Source organism: Methanosarcinales archaeon Met12 (assembly GCA_002813105.2).
Lineage (GTDB): Archaea > Halobacteriota > UBA148 > UBA148 > JAJOKI01 > JAJOKI01.
Map to the genome: position 1 here is coordinate 102,088 of CP017966.2, position 21,049 is coordinate 123,136.

The 21,049-nt window shown below is 45.2% G+C and carries 21 protein-coding genes and 2 tRNA genes; 19 read left to right on the forward strand and 4 right to left on the reverse strand.

Features of this window, described 5'->3' with window-relative positions:
* Nucleotides 1-9: 9 nt before the first annotated feature.
* From BME93_00680 to rpsJ, 11 genes are all read left to right on the forward strand, one after another.
* Nucleotides 10-3,372 carry a DNA-directed RNA polymerase subunit B gene (locus tag BME93_00680; protein ID ATZ60703.2) on the forward strand — a complete coding sequence of 1,121 codons (3,363 nt, stop codon included), beginning with the start codon at nt 10-12 and terminating at the stop codon, nt 3,370-3,372.
* Between the two features lie 11 nt (nt 3,373-3,383).
* Entirely contained in the window at nt 3,384-6,014 is a 2,631-nt protein-coding gene (locus BME93_00685; GenBank protein ID ATZ61707.2) for a DNA-directed RNA polymerase subunit A', read from the forward strand.
* A gap of 221 nt (nt 6,015-6,235) precedes the next feature.
* Nucleotides 6,236-7,372 carry a DNA-directed RNA polymerase subunit A'' gene (gene rpoA2 / locus BME93_00690; protein ID ATZ60704.2) on the forward strand — a complete coding sequence of 379 codons (1,137 nt, stop codon included), beginning with the start codon at nt 6,236-6,238 and terminating at the stop codon, nt 7,370-7,372.
* 12 nt (nt 7,373-7,384) lie between these two features.
* Nucleotides 7,385-7,678: a 50S ribosomal protein L30e gene (locus BME93_00695; GenBank protein ATZ60705.2), complete on the forward strand. Its 294-nt coding sequence runs from the start codon at nt 7,385-7,387 to the stop codon at nt 7,676-7,678.
* A gap of 16 nt (nt 7,679-7,694) precedes the next feature.
* Nucleotides 7,695-8,126: a NusA-like transcription termination signal-binding factor gene (locus tag BME93_00700; protein ATZ60706.2), complete on the forward strand. Its 432-nt coding sequence runs from the start codon at nt 7,695-7,697 to the stop codon at nt 8,124-8,126.
* A 32-nt stretch (nt 8,127-8,158) separates the two neighbouring features.
* Complete coding sequence (locus tag BME93_00705) at nt 8,159-8,587, forward strand: 30S ribosomal protein S12 (protein ID ATZ60707.2); 429 nt, start codon at nt 8,159-8,161, stop codon at nt 8,585-8,587.
* A gap of 4 nt (nt 8,588-8,591) precedes the next feature.
* Nucleotides 8,592-9,149, forward strand: a complete 558-nt coding sequence (locus tag BME93_00710) for a 30S ribosomal protein S7 (GenBank protein ID ATZ60708.2) — start codon at nt 8,592-8,594, stop codon at nt 9,147-9,149.
* Between the two features lie 5 nt (nt 9,150-9,154).
* Nucleotides 9,155-11,320: an elongation factor EF-2 gene (locus BME93_00715; protein ATZ60709.2), complete on the forward strand. Its 2,166-nt coding sequence runs from the start codon at nt 9,155-9,157 to the stop codon at nt 11,318-11,320.
* 129 nt (nt 11,321-11,449) lie between these two features.
* The gene (locus BME93_00720) at nt 11,450-11,602 is read left to right on the forward strand and encodes a hypothetical protein (GenBank protein ATZ60710.2); all 153 of its coding nucleotides are present in this window, start codon (nt 11,450-11,452) and stop codon (nt 11,600-11,602) included.
* Between the two features lie 156 nt (nt 11,603-11,758).
* Nucleotides 11,759-13,024, forward strand: coding sequence for a translation elongation factor EF-1 subunit alpha (gene tuf / locus BME93_00725; GenBank protein ID WRQ72949.1), 1,266 nt, complete (start codon nt 11,759-11,761; stop codon nt 13,022-13,024).
* A 57-nt stretch (nt 13,025-13,081) separates the two neighbouring features.
* Nucleotides 13,082-13,393, forward strand: coding sequence for a 30S ribosomal protein S10 (rpsJ, locus tag BME93_00730; protein ATZ60711.2), 312 nt, complete (start codon nt 13,082-13,084; stop codon nt 13,391-13,393).
* Nucleotides 13,394-13,443: 50 nt separating this feature from the next.
* Here rpsJ and BME93_00735 read toward each other — a convergent pair.
* Nucleotides 13,444-13,517 (reverse strand) — tRNA-Arg (locus BME93_00735).
* A gap of 110 nt (nt 13,518-13,627) precedes the next feature.
* On the opposite strand from BME93_00735, the gene BME93_00740 reads away from it, so the two are divergent.
* From BME93_00740 to BME93_00755, 4 genes are all read left to right on the forward strand, one after another.
* Nucleotides 13,628-13,807, forward strand: a tRNA-Ser gene (locus BME93_00740).
* Between the two features lie 20 nt (nt 13,808-13,827).
* On the forward strand, nt 13,828-15,279 hold the full coding sequence (locus BME93_00745) for an RtcB family protein (GenBank protein ATZ60714.2): 1,452 nt from the start codon (nt 13,828-13,830) through the stop codon (nt 15,277-15,279).
* A gap of 143 nt (nt 15,280-15,422) precedes the next feature.
* Complete coding sequence (locus BME93_00750; GenBank protein ATZ60715.2) at nt 15,423-15,632, forward strand: type II toxin-antitoxin system HicB family antitoxin; 210 nt, start codon at nt 15,423-15,425, stop codon at nt 15,630-15,632.
* A gap of 107 nt (nt 15,633-15,739) precedes the next feature.
* Nucleotides 15,740-15,934: a type II toxin-antitoxin system HicA family toxin gene (locus tag BME93_00755; GenBank protein ID ATZ60716.2), complete on the forward strand. Its 195-nt coding sequence runs from the start codon at nt 15,740-15,742 to the stop codon at nt 15,932-15,934.
* A 129-nt stretch (nt 15,935-16,063) separates the two neighbouring features.
* Here BME93_00755 and BME93_00760 read toward each other — a convergent pair whose 3' ends face one another.
* From BME93_00760 to BME93_00770, 3 genes are all read right to left on the reverse strand, one after another.
* Nucleotides 16,064-16,486, reverse strand: coding sequence for an archease (locus BME93_00760; GenBank protein ATZ60717.2), 423 nt, complete (start codon nt 16,484-16,486; stop codon nt 16,064-16,066).
* 103 nt (nt 16,487-16,589) lie between these two features.
* Nucleotides 16,590-16,868 carry a type II toxin-antitoxin system RelE/ParE family toxin gene (locus BME93_00765; GenBank protein ID ATZ60718.2) on the reverse strand — a complete coding sequence of 93 codons (279 nt, stop codon included), beginning with the start codon at nt 16,866-16,868 and terminating at the stop codon, nt 16,590-16,592.
* Complete coding sequence (locus tag BME93_00770; GenBank protein ID ATZ61708.2) at nt 16,868-17,059, reverse strand: hypothetical protein; 192 nt, start codon at nt 17,057-17,059, stop codon at nt 16,868-16,870. Before BME93_00770 ends, BME93_00765 begins: the two co-directional genes overlap by 1 nt.
* Nucleotides 17,060-17,349: 290 nt before the next feature.
* Between BME93_00770 and ppcA the strand changes: the two genes are divergently transcribed.
* The 4 genes from ppcA (at nt 17,350) to BME93_00790 (ending at nt 21,049) form a co-directional block, all read left to right on the forward strand.
* Nucleotides 17,350-18,810, forward strand: a complete 1,461-nt coding sequence (ppcA, locus tag BME93_00775) for a phosphoenolpyruvate carboxylase (protein ATZ60719.2) — start codon at nt 17,350-17,352, stop codon at nt 18,808-18,810.
* 214 nt (nt 18,811-19,024) lie between these two features.
* Nucleotides 19,025-20,038 carry a 50S ribosomal protein L3 gene (locus tag BME93_00780; protein ID ATZ60720.2) on the forward strand — a complete coding sequence of 338 codons (1,014 nt, stop codon included), beginning with the start codon at nt 19,025-19,027 and terminating at the stop codon, nt 20,036-20,038.
* Between the two features lie 5 nt (nt 20,039-20,043).
* A complete protein-coding gene (gene rpl4p, locus BME93_00785; GenBank protein ATZ60721.2) occupies nt 20,044-20,811 on the forward strand; it encodes a 50S ribosomal protein L4 in 768 nt (255 codons plus the stop codon).
* Entirely contained in the window at nt 20,801-21,049 is a 249-nt protein-coding gene (locus tag BME93_00790; GenBank protein ID ATZ61709.2) for a 50S ribosomal protein L23, read from the forward strand. The genes rpl4p and BME93_00790 overlap by 11 nt, the downstream gene beginning before the upstream one ends.

Genomic DNA, 21,049 nt, shown 5'->3' on the forward strand with positions numbered 1-21,049 from the left:
AGAGCTAGCGTGTTAGACCGAAAAATTTTATCGAAGGCGTATTTCACAAGAGAGAAAATAGTTCAACACCATATTAATTCATTCAATAACTTCGTTGATAAAGGTCTGCAGAAGATCATCGATGAGCAGGGAGTAATAGAAACCGATATCGAGAAAGAAGACTCACGAGGCAGATACAAAGTATATATTAAACTCGGCAAAATCCGAGTCACGCATCCCATGGTCAAAGAGGCAGACGGTTCGCGTGAATTGCTATATCCAACCGAGGCAAGACTCAGAAATATCACATATGCCGCGCCAATTCATCTCAAAATGTCCATCATCAAGGACTATTATGGGGCTGGAGAGCGTGAGGTGGTGGATGAAGTCGAAGAAGAGATCGGTTCTCTTCCCACAATGTTACGGTCAAGCAAATGTAATCTGGAGGGACTCACACCCGAAGAGATGACCCAGGTTGGAGAAGACCCGTTAGACCCTGGTGGCTATTTTATCGTCCATGGTACTGAACGAGTTATAATAAGCATGGAGGACCTTGCACCAAATAAGATTCTCGTGGAATACGATGATCGATACGGTGACAAGATCGAAGTGGCCAAAGTGTTCTCCCAACGAAGAGGATACAGAACACTGGTCATCGTAGAAAGGGGACGTAACTCCATACTTGAAATATCATTTCCATCAATATCAGGACGACTTAACTTCATCATGATGATGAGGGCGCTTGGTTTAGAGACTGACCAAGAGATTGTGAACGCCGTGTCAAATGACCCAGAAATAACGAAATTTGTGCTGGAAAATCTGGAAGAGGCAGAAGCAAACAACACCGAAGACATTATGGAAATGCTCGGCAAACGGGTGGCACCAGGTCAGGCAAAGGAATATCGGAAAAAGCGAGCGAACTATGTGATCGATAGATATCTGCTTCCACATATAGGCAATGAAGAAAAAGATAGACTTGAAAAGGCACGTTTCCTCGGACGAATGGCAGAGGCGTGTTTTGAGCTGACTTTAAAACGCAGGGGCGAGGATGACAAGGACCACTACTCCAACAAACGACTCAAACTTGCTGGGGATTTATTGGAGGATCTGTTTAGGGTTTCATTTAATCGATTAACGAGGGACATCAAGTACCAATTAGAGCGATCGAGCATGAGGAGTCGAGAGTTGACTATTAAAACGGTGGTCAGGGCAGACGTCCTCTCAGAAAGGCTAATGCACCCGCTAGCCACTGGTAATTGGGTTGGCGGGCGAACAGGAGTCTCACAACTTCTCGACCAGATAGACTACACGGCGATGATATCACACCTGCGAAGAGTTATATCACCACTGTCCAGGGCACAACCCCATTTTGAGGCGAGGGACCTGCATCCAACGCAGTGGGGCAGGATATGTCCTTCCGAGACGCCAGAAGGCCCTAATTGCGGTTTGGTCAAGAACTTCGCCCAGATGGTGGAATTATCGACTGGCGTGGATGACGAGGATAAATTACAGACATATCTATATGAGCTTGGAGTACTGCCACCAACAAGAAATTCCGATGAAAACCAGATGAGCATACAGAATGCCAATGTATCTATAGGGGGAGCACTTGTCGGAACTCATGACGACCCGGTTAAACTGATAAAAGATATAAGAACGAAACGACGAGAGGGGACTATTTCAAAACAGCTAAACGTTACGCATCACCAGAAAACCCATGAAGTGATAATAAGTATAGACCGTGGACGGGCAAGACGTCCGCTTATTATCGTGGAAAATGGCAAACCATTATTGACGGATGACTCCATCCGCCAACTGGAAGAGGGGAGTCTAATATTTGAAGATCTTGTCAATCAGGGTTTGATAGAATATCTGGATGCAGAAGAGGAAGAAAATACGCTTATCGCAATAAATGAAGAGGATCTCACAGAGAAACACACACACCTTGAGATAGACCCTTCACTGATATTGGGCATCTGTACTGGAGTGATACCATATCCTGAGCATAACGCATCCCCGCGTAATACCATGGGTGCTGGAATGATAAAGCAAACACTCGGGGTGTCAGCCGCAAATATGAAGCTCCGACCGGATACAAGAGCGCATATGTTGCATTATCCACAATTATCAATAGTAACAACCCAAACAGCAGATATCATTGGTTTTGACGAGCGTCCTGGTGGTCAGAACTTCGTCGTCGCCGTACTTTCATACGAAGGATATAACATCGAGGATGCACTCGTCATCAATAAAGGCTCAATAGAAAGAGGACTCGGAAGAAGTCACTTCTTTAGAACATATGAATGCGAGGAACGGCGTTATCCTGGTGGCCATGAAGACAAATTCGAGGTTCCAGATGCAGAGATAAGGGGTGCCAGAGGCAGTGAAGTTTATGCCCATCTGGATGAAGACGGACTTGTAAACCCAGAAACCATCGTGGGACCGAATGACGCTTTGATAGGAAAGACAAGCCCTCCCAGGTTTTTAGAGGAGGCGATGGACCTTGGAGGACTGACGCCACAAAAACGAAGAGAGGCATCCATAACAGTGCGCTCAAACGAGAGGGGTTGTGTGGATACCGTTATTCTTACCGAATCGGAAAATGGCGCTAAGCTGGCAAAGGTCCGCATCAGGGACCAGCGAATTCCAGAATTGGGAGATAAATTCGCCTCACGACACGGACAAAAAGGCGTTATTGGGCTCATCGTGCCACATGAAGACATGCCGTTTACCGAGCACGGAATCGTACCGGATCTGATCATCAATCCTCATGCCATACCCTCCAGAATGACCGTCGGTCATGTTCTTGAGATGCTTGGGGGGAAGGTCGGCTCCCTGGAAGGAAAACGCATCGATGCAACCGCTTTCTCAGGAGAACCAGAGGACAAATTGCGTGCAGCACTCAAGAAATTTAATTTCACTCACACTGGAAAGGAAGTCATGTACGATGGCACCACCGGGAAACAAATTCAAGCAGACATATTCATCGGCGTCATACAATATCAAAAACTATATCACATGGTCTCGGGTAAGCTGCATGCCAGATCAAGAGGACCCATACAGGTCCTTACCAGACAACCTACTGAGGGGCGAGCCAGAGAAGGAGGACTTAGATTCGGAGAAATGGAGAGAGATGTCCTGATCGGTCACGGGGCTGCGATGGCCCTTAAGGAGCGATTACTCGATGAATCGGATAGAGTGGCCGAGTTGGTGTGCAACCACTGTGGAATGGTGGCAACATATGACAAGCGCCGAAATGTGGCGTACTGTGCAAGTTGTGGAGCGGACACCGATATATACTCTGTAGAGATGAGTTACGCGTTCAAATTGTTGCTCGACGAGATGAAGTCCCTTGGAATTGCTCCAAGACTGGAATTAGAGGATGCGGTTTAAAAGAGGTAAAAATGGCGAGTATTAAGAAAATACGAAGAATCAAGTTTGGCCTCCTTTCACCCAAAGAAATCCGAAGGATGAGTGCCACCAAGATCATCACTGCAGATACGTACGACGATGATGGATTTCCCATTGATATGGGGCTGATGGATCAGCGTCTTGGAGTTATTGACCCTGGATTGCGATGTAAGACGTGTGGAGGACGGATAGGAGAGTGTCCAGGTCACTTTGGGCATATCGAACTCGTTGCCCCTGTGATTCACGTTGGATTTGCAAAATGGATTTTAAAAATCTTGCGAGCAACGTGCCGCAAATGTGGCCATCTGCTGTTTGATGAGATGACAAAGAAGCAATATCTTGACAAGATAAAATCTTTGAACAAACTGGGACAGTTAACAGATGACATGGTGAAAGAGGCATTCAAAAGCGCCACCAAGATTCGCGTGTGCCCATATTGTGAGGAGAGGCAAAAGGAAATCGCATTTGAAAAACCGACTATGTATATCGAAGAGGAGCATAAACTAATGCCAGCAGATGTACGTGATCGATTTGAGCGCATCCCGGACGAAGATATCGAAGTATTTGGAATGGACCCAAACAATGCCAGGCCTGAGTGGATGATTTTGACGGTATTGCCAGTACCTCCGGTAAATACACGCCCGTCCATAACCTTAGAAAGCGGACAACGCTCTGAAGACGATTTGACACATAAATTGGTCGACATCATACGGATCAACCAGCGATTTCAGGAGAATACGGGAGCAGGGGCGCCCCAACTGATTATTGAAGACCTATGGGAACTGCTCCAATATCATGTGACGACCTTCATGGATAACGAGGTTTCCGGTGTTCCACCTGCACGCCATCGAAGTGGACGTCCTCTGAAGACACTATCCCAAAGGCTGAAGGGAAAAGAGGGACGATTCAGAGGTAGTCTCTCTGGAAAAAGGGTAAACTTCTCTGCAAGGACCGTAATATCGCCAGATCCAAACCTTAACATCGATGAAGTGGGGGTTCCATTGAAAATTGCTCAAGAAATGACTATCACGATGAACGTAACTCCGCAAAATATAAAAGAATGCAAAGAATACGTGCGCAGAGGTCCTGACAACCATCCTGGCGCCAATTATGTAAAGAGGGGTGACGGTCGTCGTGTTAAGATAACCGAGCATAACTGCGAAGAACTGGCAGAGATGCTCGAGCCAGGATGGAGCGTAGATCGACAGTTAAAGGAAGGTGATATTGTTTTGTTTAACAGGCAGCCGTCACTACATCGAATGAGTATAATGGCGCACAGTATCAAGATAATGCCAGATAAGACGTTTAGGATAAACCCCGCTGTATGCCCGCCATACAATGCAGACTTTGATGGAGATGAGATGAACCTACACGTGCCACAGACCGAGGAGGCGCGAGCAGATGCAAGGATATTGATGAAAGTAGAGGAAAACATGCTTTCTCCGAGATTTGGTGGACCCATTATCGGCGGTATTCATGACCACATATCCGGCATATTCATGTTATCTATGGGACGGAAGCTCTTCGATAAGAGCACTGCCCTGAATATGTTAAGAAAATCAGACGCCAAGGATTTGACGATGCCTGCCGAAACCATGAATGGACAACCATACTGGACAGGCAAGCAGATATTCTCCTGCGTACTCCCGGAGGATTTGAATATCACCTACAAAGCAAAAATGTGCGAGAATTGTGAGGTGTGTAAAAAAGCGAAGTGCGAAAAAGGCGCATATGTGAGGATTCGCAATGGAGAATTGTTATGCGGAACCATCGACGAAAATGGCATAGGTGCTTTTAACGGGAAGATTCTCGATAGAATTTGCAAGAAATATGACGTAATTGAGGCACGGAAATTTTTAGAGGATGTGACACAGTTAGCCATTAGAGCCATCATGCACTTTGGTTTTAGCTTTGGAATTGACGATGAAGATATTCCGCGTGAGACACAAAATCAGATTTACAATGTTATGGGGGATGTAGAGGAGCGAGTTGATCGCCTTATTGAAGCATATAGGGCAGGAGAGCTCGAGCCACTACCAGGTAGGACACTCGATGAAACCATAGAGATGAAAATAATGCAGGAGCTGGGCAAGGCAAGAGACCTTGCTGGTAGTATCGCAGGTAAACACCTCGGCCAGAACAACTCTGCGGTAGTAATGGCAATTTCGGGATCTCGTGGATCTATGCTCAACCTGACCCAAATGGCAGCATGTGTTGGCCAGCAATCCATTAGGGGTGAACGAATCACAAGAGGATATGAGGAAAGGACACTTCCCCATTTTGAGATAGGTGACCTAAGAGCGGCCGCCCGTGGTTTCGTAACGTCCAGTTATAAGAAGGGACTGAGCCCTACCGAATTTTTCTTCCACGCAATTGGAGGTAGAGAAGGGCTGGTAGATACTGCCGTCAGAACATCTCAATCTGGTTATCTACAGCGGCGGTTGATCAATGCTCTGCAGGACCTGGATGTCAAATACGATGGAAGTGTCAGAGACACCACGGGACTGATCATACAGTTTGAATATGGAGAAGATGGAGTAGATCCGACAAAAAGCGACTACGGCAAATCCGTAAACGTGCGCAAGATTATTGAAAACATCACGGGAGAGGAGGTGGAAAGTTAGCTAAGAAAGATACCCTTAATGCCCTTCTAAAGAGGGATGTACCCCAAAAAACAGCAGAGGCACTCTTAAACGCGGGATTCACATTGAGGAAATTGAAAAAGGCGTCAGTCGAAGAGCTTGTAAAAGCTGGCATCTCAAAGGCTGCCGCTAATAAAGTGATGGGACTTTTAGAGGAACCAACTGCGAAGCCCTCCGAGAGCGAGGCAACAAAGAAAGATGTCATGGTTACGCCGAAGATGATCGACTCCAAACTTGACGGCCTTGCCCTTCCGGCAAGCATAATAGAAGAGCTTAGATGCGACCTGAACCAAGCAGAGATAACCAAAAGTCAATTAGACGATATTGTAAATACCGTTATAGATGCATATGAGCGTGCCAAAGTCGAGCCATGTGAAGCGGTTGGCGTTATTGCGGCACAATCGATAGGTGAACCTGGTACTCAGATGACCATGAGAACATTTCACTACGCAGGTGTCGCTGAAATCAATGTCACGCTGGGTCTGCCGCGCCTTATCGAGATAGTAGATGCAAGGAAAAATCCGAGCACCCCCATTATGACTATCAAACTTGAGCCAGGATACGCTGATAGGGATAGAGTTCGAGCTCTCGCATGGGAAATACAGAAAACCACCTTAATGCATTTAGGCGACCTTACGATCGACCTGACAGAAATGCAAATAGTATGCGATCTAAACGAGAAAATATTAAGCCAACGAAAGATTGCCGTTGACGATGTCGCCCAGAAGATCAGGGATACAGCCAAAATAGAAGTACACCAAAACAATCGAAAACTTTTGATACGCCCAAAGAAGGTCTCATATCGAGAGCTGTTACAATTAGTAGAAAAGATTAAAAATATTACACTCAAAGGCATAGAGGGCATCCACCGTGTCGTGGTCAGGAAAGAAAACGACGAATATGTACTATATACCGAAGGTACCGCATTGAAGAAAATACTTCAATTCGAGGGCGTAGACGCTACCAGAACTAAAACGAATAACATCAACGAAATTGAAGAGGTATTGGGAATAGAGGCTGCGCGCAACGCCATTATATCAGAGGCGATGGATACTTTGCGTGAACAAGGCCTGGAAGTAGATGTACGACACGTTATGCTCGTGGCTGATAGGATGACCGTGGACGGCGAAGTCAAACAGATCGGACGCCATGGGATATCAGGAGAAAAGGCGAGTGTATTATCACGAGCTGCTTTTGAGATGACAGTAAACCACCTATTAGATGCGGCTGTGAGAGGAGATGTCGACGAACTGACAGGAGTGACCGAAAACGTCATCGTAGGGCAGCCCATACAGTTGGGGACGGGGGGCATTGCGCTGACTTATAAAGCGAAAAAGTAGAAGAGAGAAGAGATGAAAATCGATCTAAACAGAGCATTACGAAGTGCTATAAAGACCGGAGAGGTCATCATAGGTGCAAACAGGACAATCGACGCCGCTAAAAATGGAAAGGCGCAGTTGATAATTCTCGCCTCTAACTCTCCACGCGAAGTTAGGATGAAAATAGAAGAGAGTGAGGTTCCGGTCCTTAATTATGCTGGAAAGAGTGTGGACCTCGGGCTCGCCTGCGGCAAGCCATATATAATATCTGCCCTGGCAATAATAAATCCTGGCGAGTCGGATATCATATTAGCATATAACTCTTGATTTAGTCGGTGTTGAAATGAGCAAAGTCAAACTCACCAGTGAAGGAATGCGCTATATCGCACTATTGGAAAGCCTGACAGGCGCGGTAACACGAGATTGTGTAATTGATGAAGATAATACTCGGGTGATTTTTGTCATCAAAAAGGGTGAAATGGGAATTGCCATCGGTAAAAAAGGGTGCAATATAAATAGGGTAAAAAAGGCAATAGGAAAACACATCGAAATTGTCGAATATTCAGAAGACGCCGATGAATTTATCAGGAATTCATTTCTACCCGCCACTATCCAGAAAATGAGCATAAGAAATGAAGATGGCAAGCGTTTGGCTTATGTAGAAATACTTCCCAATGATAAAGGGATAGTGATAGGACGAAATGGCAGGAATATACAAAAGGCGAGAATATTGGCAGAAAGACACCATGGCATAGATGATATAGTGATTCAGTGAGTAGACTAAGTAATTTAGTGAGGGATATATATATGGGCAAAGGAACATATGCGGCGCGTAAACTAAAAAATGAACGCAAAAAATACCGATGGAGCGACATATATTACAAACGGCAGGCACTTGACCTAAACAGAAAGGCAGACCCGTTGAAGGGGGCGCCACAGGCTAGAGGCATAGTGCTTGAAAAGGTTGGCGTGGAAGCTAAACAACCAAACTCCGCCATTCGAAAATGTGTGCGGATACAATTAATCAAAAATGGGCGACAAATAACTGCTTTTTGTCCAGGCGATGGTGCGATTAATTTCATCGACGAGCACGATGAGGTTACGGTCGATGGCATCGGCGGTCGGATGGGCGGTGCCATGGGGGACATTCCGGGGGTCAGGTGGAAAGTCACAGAGGTTAATAACGTATCCCTATCCGAAATGGTGCGCGGGCGCAAAGAAAAACCAATGAGGTGAGAGATTGAGCAAGATATTCGAAAAATGGGATGTCTCAGACATTAAAATTGACGACCCAGGGATACGAGAGTATGTGAATATCAAAGCAGTATCAGTCCATACTGGTGGCAAAATATCAAGTCAGCAAGGCAGTAAGTCAGAGATATCAATAATAGAACGACTGATAACCAAGATGATGCAAAAGGGACATAACACCGGGAAAAAACATAAAGCATATACCATAGTAAGGGATGCATTCGACATAATCCATGACAAGACCAAAGAGAGCCCAATTCAGTGGCTCGTAAGGGCTGTGGAAAACGCTGGACCGAAGGAAGAGACGATAAAATTAAGATATGGCGGGATGTCGGTCCCAAAAGCAGTAGACGCCTCCTCACAGCGAAGAGTTGATCAGGCGCTGAAGTTTATAGCTCGGGGCGCCCAAAAGGCGGCATTCAGGAGCAAAAGGAGTATAGAGGAGTGTCTTGCATCCGAGATTATAGCAGTGGCAAAGTATGACGTAAAGAGCTATGCAATCAGCAAGAAAGAAGAGAAAGAAAGAATTGCAAAAGCCGCACGGTAAGATATATGACTAGAAGCAAAAAGATGGTTGAGCAGGTCGTATCCCTGATGGACCAGCCAGAAAAAATAAGGAATATCGGCATTGTCGCTCACATTGACCATGGCAAGACGACCTTATCGGATAACCTTTTAGCCGGCGCAGGAATGATCTCGATGGAGTTGGCAGGCATACAATTATTCATGGATTTTGATGAACAAGAGCAGGCAAGAGGCATTACTATCAATGCCGCAAACGTCTCGATGGTCCATGAAGTAGGGGGGGAAGAATATCTCATCAATCTTATCGACACGCCAGGTCACGTTGACTTCGGCGGCGATGTTACCAGGGCGATGAGGGCAGTGGATGGCGCACTTGTGGTCGTAGATGCAGTTGAAGGGACGATGCCCCAAACCGAAACGGTGCTGCGCCAAGCCCTCAAGGAGAACGTCAAACCGATTTTATTCATAAACAAAGTGGACCGGCTCATCAACGAACTCAAAGTCGACAAACAGGAGATGCAGATTCGACTCGGCAATCTCATAACCCACGTCAATAAACTGATCAAAGGGATGAATCCAGAGCGATACAGTCAGGGATGGAGGGTCGACGTTACAGATGGAACGGTTGCATTTGGTTCTGCGCTGTATAATTGGGCGATTAGCGTCCACTATACGAAAAAGAGCGGGATAGGCTTTAATGAGATATACGAATATTGCCAATCAAATAAGATGAAGGAACTTGCAGAGAAATGTCCACTTCATAAGGTCGTCTTAGACATGGTCATTCATCACCTGCCCAACCCGCTCGTTGCGCAAAAATACAGAATAGCAGCGATATGGAAAGGCGATAAATCGAGCGAGATAGGATTGACAATGGAGAGATGCGACCCAAACGGCCCTATCGCATTAATGGTCACAGATATCACTATAGACCCGCATGCAGGAGAAGTCGTGACTGGACGGTTGTTCAGCGGAACGCTAAAACGAGGACAGGAGCTACACATCTCGGGTACAACACGCACCAACAGGCTTTTACAGGTTGGAATATTCATGGGGGCTGAGCGCCAGGAAATAGAGCGCATTCCCGCAGGAAATATCGCTGCTGTTACTGGCTTGAAGGATGCGATAGTTGGGTCTACTGTGACGTCGATTAGGGGAATTATTCCATTTGAGAGCATCAAACATGCGAGTGAACCAGTAGTCACCGTCGCCGTCGAAGCGAAGCATATGAAGGACCTACCCAAACTGATCGAAGTGCTCCGTCAAGTTTCAAAAGAAGATCCCACCCTCAAAGTCGAGATCGACGAAGAGACTGGAGAGCATCTCATATCTGGGATGGGTGAACTGCATCTGGAAATTATCGCCTATCGAATTGAGCGAGATTACAACATACCAATTACAACATCTCCGCCGATTGTGGTTTATAGAGAGACTGTACAAAATCTTGCCGGTCCGGTAGAAGGCGTATCGCCCAACAGACACAATAGATTCTACCTCGAGGTCGAACCTCTGGAGGACGATGTCACCAACTTGATAAAAACTGGCGAAGTTTCCATGAAAATGCAGGAGCTTGAACGACGTCAATTGTTGATTGATGGGGGGATGCACAAAGACCAGGCCAAGAAGATCGTTGCAATCCATGGATCTAACATACTTATCGATATGACGAAAGGAATTCAATATTTACGAGAAACCATGGAACTTATCATAGAGGGATTCGAAGAAGCTATGGCAAATGGTCCACTTACGAGAGAACCGTGCCAGGGGATAAAGGTCAAATTAGTAGATGTGAAACTCCACGAGGATGCAATACACCGAGGACCTGCACAGGTTATCCCGGCTACCAGGCAGGCAATTCATGAAGCAATCAGGATGGCAAATCCATCGATCCTTGAGCCGATACAAGATGTGTACATACATGTCCCATCGGATTTGATGGGCAGCGCCACCAGAGAAATTCAGGGTCGGAGGGGACAGATTCTCGACATGCGGCAGGAAGGAGATACAACCGTGATTACCGGTAAGGCGCCAGTAGCAGAATTATTTGGGTTTGCAGGAGAGCTTCGATCTGCAACCGAAGGAAGGGCATTGTGGAACACGGAACATGCGGGTTTCCAGGTTCTTCCACAAAGCATACAAGAGGAGATAATTCGTCAAATACGCCAGAGAAAAGGACTAAAACCACGCGAATAAAAAAAGATAAAGTATCATCAGGTTGAACCGAGATAGAACCGAATTGTATAAGTCAAAGAAAAACATATATAATCGCACAAAATAAGTGATAGCACTATATTAGAGGAAAAAAGGAGATGAACTAAAGAGATGGCAAAGGGTATAATAGAAACGATAATGGAAACGTTGAAGGATTTGATAGGCATTGGTGACGGCATTGATGAAGAAAATGAAAAACGAGGTAAGGAGACCAAAAAAGACAAAAAAAAGGGCGACAAAAATTATGAAAGAGATGAATTTTAAAGACGATTCAAAACGATATCCTTTTGTTATATTATAGAAGGATACGAAAAAGTGTTGTAATAACGAGAACTGATAACATAAGTCAAAGAAAAACATATATAATCGCACAAAATAAGTGATAGCACTATATTAGAGGAAAAAAGGAGCGATAAGAAGATGGTAGATAAACCACACCTAAATTTAGCGGTCATCGGACACGTTGATCACGGGAAGTCAACCCTGGTCGGTCGATTGTTGTTCGAGACAGGCGCTGTACCAGCGCATGTAATTGAACAGTATAAAAAAGAAGCAGAATCAAAGGGAAAGGCAACGTTCGAATTTGCATGGGTCATGGACTCATTAAAAGAAGAGAGAGAGAGAGGTATCACTATTGATATCGCTCACAAACGATTTGACACTGCCAAATATTATTTTACCATCGTGGATTGTCCAGGTCACAGGGATTTTGTCAAGAATATGATCACCGGCGCATCACAGGCTGATGCAGCACTTCTGGTAGTCAGCGGTCCTGATGGGGTCCAAGCTCAGACCAAAGAACACGTATTCTTGGCGCGAACGCTCGGGATCAACCAATTAATCATATCAATAAACAAGATAGATGGCGCCAACTATGACGAAAACGTATATAAGCAGGTGAAAGACGACGTTTCAAAACTGCTTAGGCTGGTCGGGTACAAGCCCGAAGAGACCATATTCGTGCCAACCTCTGCGCTGAAAGGAGACAACATCTCCAAAAAGAGTAAAAATACGCCATGGTACAAAGAAAGCACGATATTAGAGGCGCTAGATACGTTGAAAATGCCAGAGAAACCAACCAAGCTCCCATTACGTGTGCCTGTCCAGGATATCTACACTATCTCCGGTATCGGCACCGTGCCAGTAGGACGTGTTGAAACTGGCAAGATGAAGAAGGGAGATAAGGTGATTTTCCAGCCCGCAAACGTCAGTGGAGAGGTCAAATCGATCGAAATGCATCACGATGAGATTCCAGAAGCAGTTCCTGGAGATAACATTGGATTCAATGTAAGGGGCATCGACAAGGATAGTATCAGACGTGGTGACGTCTGCGGACACCCGGATAAACCTCCAACAGTGGCAAACGAGTTTACAGCACAAATAGTGATACTTCAACACCCGAGTGCAATTACCGTTGGTTATACGCCAGTATTCCACTGCCACACTGCACAAGTAGCCTGCACAATCATCGAACTCAAGAAGAAGCTCGACCCCAAGACAGGGCAGGTCAAGGAAGAGAACCCAGACTTCCTGAAAACAGGAGATGCTGCCATCGTGCAAATCAAGCCAACGCGTCCACTGGTTATAGAGAAGGTTAAGGAGATACCACAGTTAGGACGATTTGCAATACGGGACATGGGGATGACGGTCGCAGCTGGCATGTGCATCGACATCAAAGCGCGATAGCTCTTTCTCCCCCCTTTCTTTTTATAAAACAAAGTATATACTGTCAGGAGAAGTAAAATGTCACAGAGAGCAAGGATACGATTATCAGGGACGAGTCCAGCCGAATTAGACGTGCTTTGTGATCAACTCAAGAATATCGCCGAACGAACCGGCGTGAACATTTCAGGTCCAATTCCGCTCCCGACAAAAAAATTAGTGGTGCCGTGTAGAAAGAGTCCTGATGGAGAGGGTAGTGCAACATGGGATCATTGGGAAATGAGGGTGCACAAGCGCCTGATAGATATAGACGCAGATGAAAGGGCATTGCGGCAATTGATGCGAATTCAGGTACCAAAAAACATTAACATCGAGATTGTATTAGAGGATTAACGCCGAGGATTCACATATTTTTGCGATATATATGCTGTGAACTATCAGAACGGACCCGCCGGGATTTGAACCCGGGTTAGAGGCTCCGGAGGCCCCTGTACTATCCAAGCTATACTACGAGCCCAGTACGTCATTCTCCTCATGCGATATGAGAATATCGATGATTTTTAGGATAATGCTTAATATGTGCTAAGTTCATTTCCTCTTGAAAAGGGAGTGAGACATAACCCTTCGGCCGAGGTAGCCAAGCCAGGTCAAATCCAAGATTTAACCTGCCTCGATTCGCAGGCGAATCTCAGAGAGGCCTAAGGCGCCGGTCTTGAACAACCCGACGAAAAAGTAACTTGAGATAGAAAGGTTAAAGCAAACCGGTGGCGCTTACGCGCCACGTGAGTTCAAATCTCGCCCTCGGCGTCGACATTCCAGGTGATGATATGGATTTTAAAAACAAATTGAAGAAGATTGACGAGTATCTGTTGGAACTGCCCCAGGACGCCATCGAAGGGATGAACGTACCAGCATGGCTCTTTTTATCAAATACATTGCTAAACCTGGTCGAAGAGAGTGCAATAAAGCAGATCGCAAATGTCGCCTGCCTTCCAGGAATCCACAAACATTCCATCGCATTGCCAGATATGCATTTTGGTTATGGATTTCCTATTGGAGGGGTCGCAGCCCTGGATTTCGAAACCGGTGGGCTTTCTCCAGGAGGAATCGGCTTTGATATCAACTGTGGTGTCAGGCTGTTGAGCTCGAATTTAGAGGCAGAGGATATAAGGCCGCACCTGGAGAATCTGGTGACGAAGATATTTCAAAACATCCCCTCTGGTGTCGGCAAAGGAGGTAAAATCAGATTGACAACACAAGAACTCTGCGGGGCGTTAGAGAGGGGAGCACAATGGGCAGTTGAGCGCGGCTATGGGACAAAAAAAGACTTGGAACATTTAGAGGAAAATGGCAGCATGAACTCTGCCAACTCAGAAAAGGTGTCATCGAAGGCTATGCAGAGGGGCGCTCCGCAATTGGGGTCACTGGGCGCAGGAAATCACTTTTTGGAGATTCAGAAAGTGGAAAAAATCTATTTACAAGAGATCGCAAAAACATTTGGCATAACACGCGAAGGACAGGTCTGTATCATGATTCACACCGGCTCCAGAGGATTTGGACATCAAGTCTGCACAGATTATCTGCAAATTCTGAATACCAAATTCAGGAATGAGATTGCGAAATTGCCAGATCGTGAGTTGGTTTACGCCCCTGCTGGAACGAAGGAATGTGATGATTATTTTGCCGCTATGTCCTGCGCCGCCAATTTTGCATGGTGCAACAGACAGATGATAAACCACTGGGTAAGGGAGAGCATGGCAAAGGTTCTCGGCATGAGTCAAGAGGACATGGACATAGAGGTCGTCTATGACGTGGCGCACAACATCGGCAAATTAGAGGAGCATGTAATAGATGGGAAGAAGACAAAAGTTTTCGTGCATCGCAAGGGCGGAACTCGGTGCCTGGGTCCTGAGGCAGATGACCTACCCAGGGATTATCGCGATGTTGGCCAGCCAGTGCTCGTTCCAGGAGATATGGGCTCAGCGAGCTATGTTCTGGTGGGAACGAAAAAGGCAGAGGAAGAGACGTTCTCCAGCGTGTGCCATGGTGCAGGGCGCCTCATGTCGAGGCACGGGGCGCTGAAACAATTCAGGGGCGAAAAGGTGAGGGCAAATCTGGCAGAGAGGGGCATATATGTGAAATCATCCAGCTGGAAGGCGCTTGCAGAAGAGGCGCCTGGCGTGTATAAGGACATTCATGAGGTTGTCAGGGTTTGCGAAGTGGCAGGCATCAGCAAGACGGTGGCAAAATTAGTGCCGATGGGTGTTGTGAAGGGTTAATATTCTGCCCTTTTTAACTATAATTTTGACAACGCCAATTTTGGACTGATATATTTTTTATTTGATTTTACTTGTCGATAATCTTTATAACAAACGCAACATATTGATATATGTCACATAATGTGGATCGGCCGGAGGAGAAGATGGAATTTAAAGTCGTAATCAGAGAAGATAAGGAAGATGGAGGATACAACGTTAGTTGTCCTGCCCTGCCAGGTTGCCACTCACAGGGTGAGACGATAGAAGAGGCGTTGGAGAACATCAAAGAGGCAATTCAAGGCTGTATAGAAGTCTTAAATCAAAGAGCAAAAGCCGTTAGCATAAACGAGAACGTGGTAGAAGTAGCTGTTTGAAGTTGTAAATAACCCCCCCAACATTGTCAACATAGTTTTATTTAACGTCAACCACATATGCCATCGATAGAATTGCTTTTATGGTAAAATTAAATGTCATATCTGGGATGAAAGCAGTAAAAGCTTTCAGAAAAGCTGGCTGGAGCGTGGCCCGATATAAGAAAAACCATATTATTATGGAAAAAGCTGGCTCTATCGTTACTCTTTCTGTCCCAAAACACAAAGAGCTTAAGAGGGGCACCCTCAGAGATTTGGTCAAAGATTCTGGCTTAACTGTAGAAGAGTTTGTAGACCTTTTGTAATTAATTATACTTACCTAAACGACTCCACCACTTCTCGAAGTGCCCCCTCGTGATATTCGCGCCCTATGTAAATCCACTCGTCAAGGATAAACTCCAGCTGGGGCATTTTTCTTTTTCGGTTGCGCCACATCACACATCTAAAATCACCTGCGCCACCCATTTTCCATTGCGCTTCTCGATAGTCATATCGTGATATGTGCATGCCTTTACATCGGTTTTCGTCTCGTGCCTTTGGAAATCTATCTGCTCGCCTGTGGCTTTTGCGCTGAGCGTCATCCGTCTTTCATCTACTTTGACGTTGAATCTGGAAAACACCAGACCCTCGGCATCGACGTAAAAGAGCAATTCGTTGAGCCAATTGAACATCAGCGATACTAAATCTTCACCATTGACCTCGACATCTTTTGTAATCTTGGGCACAACGCCCTTGGTTTCCACCATCGTCTCGAACATCGCAAGGGCAGCATTGGCAAATACTTCATCGAGAGTTGCGCCATATGCTCTAAAGCAGACATCAGCTGTCGCAAAATCCAGAAATTCAAATTTTTTCATACTGACGCATCTTCTCATTTGTCACTTAATTAATAATAGTTATCGGAATGCCTTCTCGGAGTATGGTGAGCCATCATAACGTCCATGCTCACTGATGACCGATCTAGATTCCTGTATAGCCTTTTTCCCGTCTAAAAACATCTGTAACCCAAACTATCTTTCCTTCTATGGAATAGATTGCCCTATATTCACCAATACGAAGTCTGAAAAGGTTCTGTCTTCCTTTTGTACCCCTCAACTTCTTGATATCGACCTTAGAGCGACTGCAAAAGGGATCTTCTTCAAGAAGGAATAGGGCATTTTTTATTCGTTGCTGAGCTTTTGAGTCCAATTTCCGGATAAACCTCGCTGCCTCGGGATGTACTCTTACTTCGAACACCATTAGACCTCAGCCAGAGGAATGAACTTATCCTTCTCCTCAAGGCGTCTATACAGACGCTCCATGAATTTCTCGTACTCAATCTGCTCCATCATGCGATTGATTATGTCGTCGTAAGTCTCTCCCTTTAGCCCAAATGTTTTTAACCTATCTCGAGTCTCTTTATCAACGGGGATGGTAGTTAGTCCAGTCATAGTATAACCACATAATCATTATTAATGCTATAAGTATTTATAAGATTCTCTAATGCTCATACCATAAATTTGTTCTAAAGCAAACGTCAGCTGTCGCAAAATCCAGAAACTCAAATTTTTGCATACCAATACTTCTCAATTATATTAGATAACATGATTAATATAGCATATCACCCCAATCTATGATATGATATTAAGTTAGATGGGCTCCTAAATTGAAACAAAAGCGAAATTCGCTTCAACACTTAAAAATTGATATATAAAGATAAACCAATTAGGAAGTGATTCAGATGACAAAAATACCAAAGTGCATGAGTACGCAACATCCCGATAATGTGAACTCCCCGTTTTTTGCAGAGCACACCCAGCTCGGCGGAGAAGATGAGATACAGGAAGCATACTATGCATTTTCCCATTTGGGCTGTGATGAACAGATGTGGGATTGTGAGGGCAAGGAAGTCGATAGTTTTGTAGTCAAAAAATTACTGACAAAATACGAGCCATTTTTTAGAGAAAAAAGATTGGGCAGGGATACGTTCATTACTCTAAGGGTTCCAAATCCGACCATAGAAAGGGGCGAGGCAAAAATTTTATTGGAAACATTGGAAAGCATACCCAGATCATTTGACGCTGCTAAATTATTTTACGGAGATGAGATGCCACCAGTATTCGAAGTCATCCTGCCAATGACGAGCTCATCTATGTGTATTGATAGAATTTATAGATATTATCACGATTTTGTCGTGGGAAAACAGAACAAGCCATTTAGAGATGGGGATATAACGATCGCCGAGTGGATTGGGAACTTCGAGCCTGAAAGAATAAATGTCATACCTCTTTTTGAGGACATGGTCCACATGCTTGACGCCCACAACATAGTTGGAGAATATTTGCAAGATAAGGATAGTGAATATCAAAGAGTCTTCCTGGCAAGGTCAGACCCAACGATGAACTATGGGTTAGTTAGTGCTGTTCTTTTGAATAAAATTGCGCTTCAGAGATTGCAAGGATTATCAGAGGACATCGATGTCAAAATTTATCCAATTATAGGCGTTGGCTCGGCTCCTTTCAGGGGCAATCTCAAACCCCAGACAGTTGAAAGAGTTATGGAAGAATATCCAAGCGCTCATACGTTTACGATTCAATCGGCATTCAAATATGACAATCCCCCTCAAGAGGTTGAAGAGGCTGTAAAAAAACTGCGAGAGAGAAAAACACGTCTGCCTCAGGAAGTGGATGAGGAGAAGTGCCTGGAGATAATTGAAAAATATTCTCGAGAATACCAAAAACAGATCGTAGTACTGGCACCAATTATCAATAAGGTTGCGAGATATGTTCCGAGTAGGAGAAAAAGGAAGTTGCATATAGGGCTATTCGGTTATTCACGTGATGTAGGGGGAATTACATTGCCAAGGGCGATAACATTCACAGCCGCCCTTTATTCTATGGGCCTGCCACCAGAAATCCTGGGTTTGAATGCTCTGGATGAAGATGACATTCAATTCATCAGAGACGTTTATGTAAATTTCGAAGACGATTTGATGGATTCTCTTAAATATTTTAATCCGAATGCTGTTTTTTTGCCAAAAGGTATCGAAGCAAAGGTTAAAGATTTTCCATTAGATGTTCAAATAGATGAAGAGCATAGAGAACTGACAAACTACATTGCAAATTCATTAAAGAAGAATAAGATTGAAGATATAGGAGGGCATGTTTTAAGAGCAGCAAGTTTAAGAAAATTCCTGGGATGAAGCTTTGTAAAACAGCCTAAGACAAGATTTATATAACAATACTCCAATTTATGTGGAAATACGAGATGGACACAAGTATTTTGTGCCCGCCGTATTGAATCTGACGATGACGCGTTGAATTGACATCAGAATCTTTTAGAGGGATTCGAGTTTTATGGTCTGTCTCGCTTTATTTTCAGATTGTCGATTGACATTAAAGTGGTGAGAAGTACAAATGGCAAGAACACATCGCCCAAGACGTGGGTCTCTGGCATTCAGTCCAAGAAAGCGGGCAAAAAGCCAGGTACCCGTCTTCAGGTCATGGCCAGAAGCGGCAGGAGAGCCTAAAGCACAGGGCTTCGTCGGCTACAAGGCCGGGATGACCCACATAGTAATGATAGATGATCGGCCAAACAGCCTCACAGAAGGCATGCAAATCACGGTGCCGGTTACGATTATCGAAACCCCTGCCGTGAAAGTAGCGGCGATTAGAGTTTACGCCAATACGCCATATGGTGCCAAATCCGTAACGGACGCATGGGCAAAAGACCTAGATGAAAATTTGAGCAGAGCATCACCATTACCAGAAAAGCATGATACAGATGCTGCATTAAAGCGCATCGAGAAACTGATTTCACAAGACATGATAGACGATGTTAGAATATTATATCACACGCATCCGTCAAAAGTGACAGGTATCCCCAAGAAGAAACCCGAGCTGATGGAGTGCCGCATAGGTGGCGGGGACATCATGGCTCGCTTTGAGTATGCAAAGAATATCCTTGGAAAAGATTTCAACATATCAGACATATTCAAAGAGGGCGAACTTGTAGATACATCTGCCGTCACAAAGGGAAAAGGCACCCAGGGACCTGTAAAGAGGTGGGGAATCAAAATGCGGAAACGTAAACATGCAAGAGCGGGAAAGACCAGACATTTGGGCACTCTAGGGCCATGGCATCCGGCTAGGGTAAGCTGGCGAGTGCCGCAACTCGGTCAAACTGGATATCATCAACGAACCGAATTTAATAAGCGAATTCTAAAAATCGGATCCGACGCAAGCGAAATCGTGCCGGATGGCGGATTATTGAATTACGGCGTGGTTAGAAATGAGTTCATACTTCTCAAAGGAAGCATCCCAGGTCCTGTCAAGCGCTTGATTCGGATAAGACCATCCATCAGGTCAAGGATGGCACCAAAAGGAGGACCTGAAATCAACTACATCAGCGTGAGGTCCAAACAAGGGTGATAGATATGTTATGGGCACAGGTCATGGATTTATCTGGAAAAATCAAAGAAAAAATCGAGCTCCCCTCGGTTTTCGAAGAAGTATACAGGCCTGACCTGATTAAAAGAGCCGTTATCGCTGCGCAGGCAAATAGATTACAACCATATGGAGCCGACCCATATGCTGGTATGAGGACGTCTGCAGAAGGATGGGGTACCGGTAGAGGAGTTTCACGTGCGCCGCGAATAAAGGGCGGGAGTCGGGTCGCCAGAGTGCCTCAGGCTGTTGGAGGACGCAGGGCTCACCCCCCAAAAACAGATAAAATCCTCTCGGAGAAGGTCAACAAGAAAGAGAGAAGAAAGGCAATAAGGTCCGCTATTGCGGCAACGGCAGACCCAGATCTGGTCGCAAGCAGAGGACATAAATTCGATGCAAAACTGCCACTGGTCGTCGAGGATTCGATGGAGTCATTGTCCAGGACAAGTGAAGTGCGCGAATTTTTACAGAACATCAATCTATGGGATGACGTGCTCAGAGCCAAAAATGGAAAATCGATACGGGCTGGCAAAGGAAAACGCCGAGGCAGAAAGTACAAACATAGGAAGAGCATTTTGATTGTAACCTCTGAGAATAAAGAAGTGAGTAGGGCTGCACGCAATCTATCCGGCATAGATGTAACGACCGTAAAGGATTTGAATGCAGAGCTGCTTGCCCCTGGCACGCATGCGGGTCGTTTGACGGTCTGGAGCAGGTCTGCACTTTCCAAATTAGAGGAGGCATTTAATGACCATTAAACATCTCCATACAACGGAAAAAGCGACCATCCAGATAGATGCGAATAATAAGCTCCAATTCTTGGTCGACGTCGATGCGACGAAAGATCAAATAAAGAGAGAGATTGAAAATATGTACGAGGTCACAATTACCGATATAAAAACGATGATGACTCCGAAGGGGCAGAAAAAAGCCATAGTTACATTGTCCCATGAAGATTCTGCCGAAGAGATTTCAACACGACTGGGAGTGTTCTAA

What these genes read in the sequence shown, in the direction of transcription:
- BME93_00720 (ATZ60710.2), top strand. Translation starts at nt 11,450, where the DNA reads ATGGCAAAGGGTATAATAGAAACGATAATGGAAACGTTGAAGGATTTG.
- BME93_00695 (ATZ60705.2), top strand. Translation starts at nt 7,385, where the DNA reads ATGAAAATCGATCTAAACAGAGCATTACGAAGTGCTATAAAGACCGGA.
- BME93_00760 (ATZ60717.2), bottom strand. Translation starts at nt 16,486, where the DNA reads ATGAAAAAATTTGAATTTCTGGATTTTGCGACAGCTGATGTCTGCTTT.
- BME93_00750 (ATZ60715.2), top strand. Translation starts at nt 15,423, where the DNA reads ATGGAATTTAAAGTCGTAATCAGAGAAGATAAGGAAGATGGAGGATAC.
- rpoA2 (ATZ60704.2), top strand. Translation starts at nt 6,236, where the DNA reads ATGGTTACGCCGAAGATGATCGACTCCAAACTTGACGGCCTTGCCCTT.
- tuf (WRQ72949.1), top strand. Translation starts at nt 11,759, where the DNA reads ATGGTAGATAAACCACACCTAAATTTAGCGGTCATCGGACACGTTGAT.
- BME93_00705 (ATZ60707.2), top strand. Translation starts at nt 8,159, where the DNA reads ATGGGCAAAGGAACATATGCGGCGCGTAAACTAAAAAATGAACGCAAA.
- BME93_00700 (ATZ60706.2), top strand. Translation starts at nt 7,695, where the DNA reads ATGAGCAAAGTCAAACTCACCAGTGAAGGAATGCGCTATATCGCACTA.
- BME93_00755 (ATZ60716.2), top strand. Translation starts at nt 15,740, where the DNA reads ATGAAAGCAGTAAAAGCTTTCAGAAAAGCTGGCTGGAGCGTGGCCCGA.
- rpl4p (ATZ60721.2), top strand. Translation starts at nt 20,044, where the DNA reads ATGTTATGGGCACAGGTCATGGATTTATCTGGAAAAATCAAAGAAAAA.
- BME93_00685 (ATZ61707.2), top strand. Translation starts at nt 3,384, where the DNA reads ATGGCGAGTATTAAGAAAATACGAAGAATCAAGTTTGGCCTCCTTTCA.
- BME93_00780 (ATZ60720.2), top strand. Translation starts at nt 19,025, where the DNA reads ATGGCAAGAACACATCGCCCAAGACGTGGGTCTCTGGCATTCAGTCCA.
- rpsJ (ATZ60711.2), top strand. Translation starts at nt 13,082, where the DNA reads ATGTCACAGAGAGCAAGGATACGATTATCAGGGACGAGTCCAGCCGAA.
- BME93_00715 (ATZ60709.2), top strand. Translation starts at nt 9,155, where the DNA reads ATGACTAGAAGCAAAAAGATGGTTGAGCAGGTCGTATCCCTGATGGAC.
- ppcA (ATZ60719.2), top strand. Translation starts at nt 17,350, where the DNA reads ATGACAAAAATACCAAAGTGCATGAGTACGCAACATCCCGATAATGTG.
- BME93_00790 (ATZ61709.2), top strand. Translation starts at nt 20,801, where the DNA reads ATGACCATTAAACATCTCCATACAACGGAAAAAGCGACCATCCAGATA.
- BME93_00745 (ATZ60714.2), top strand. Translation starts at nt 13,828, where the DNA reads ATGGATTTTAAAAACAAATTGAAGAAGATTGACGAGTATCTGTTGGAA.
- BME93_00765 (ATZ60718.2), bottom strand. Translation starts at nt 16,868, where the DNA reads ATGGTGTTCGAAGTAAGAGTACATCCCGAGGCAGCGAGGTTTATCCGG.
- BME93_00770 (ATZ61708.2), bottom strand. Translation starts at nt 17,059, where the DNA reads ATGACTGGACTAACTACCATCCCCGTTGATAAAGAGACTCGAGATAGG.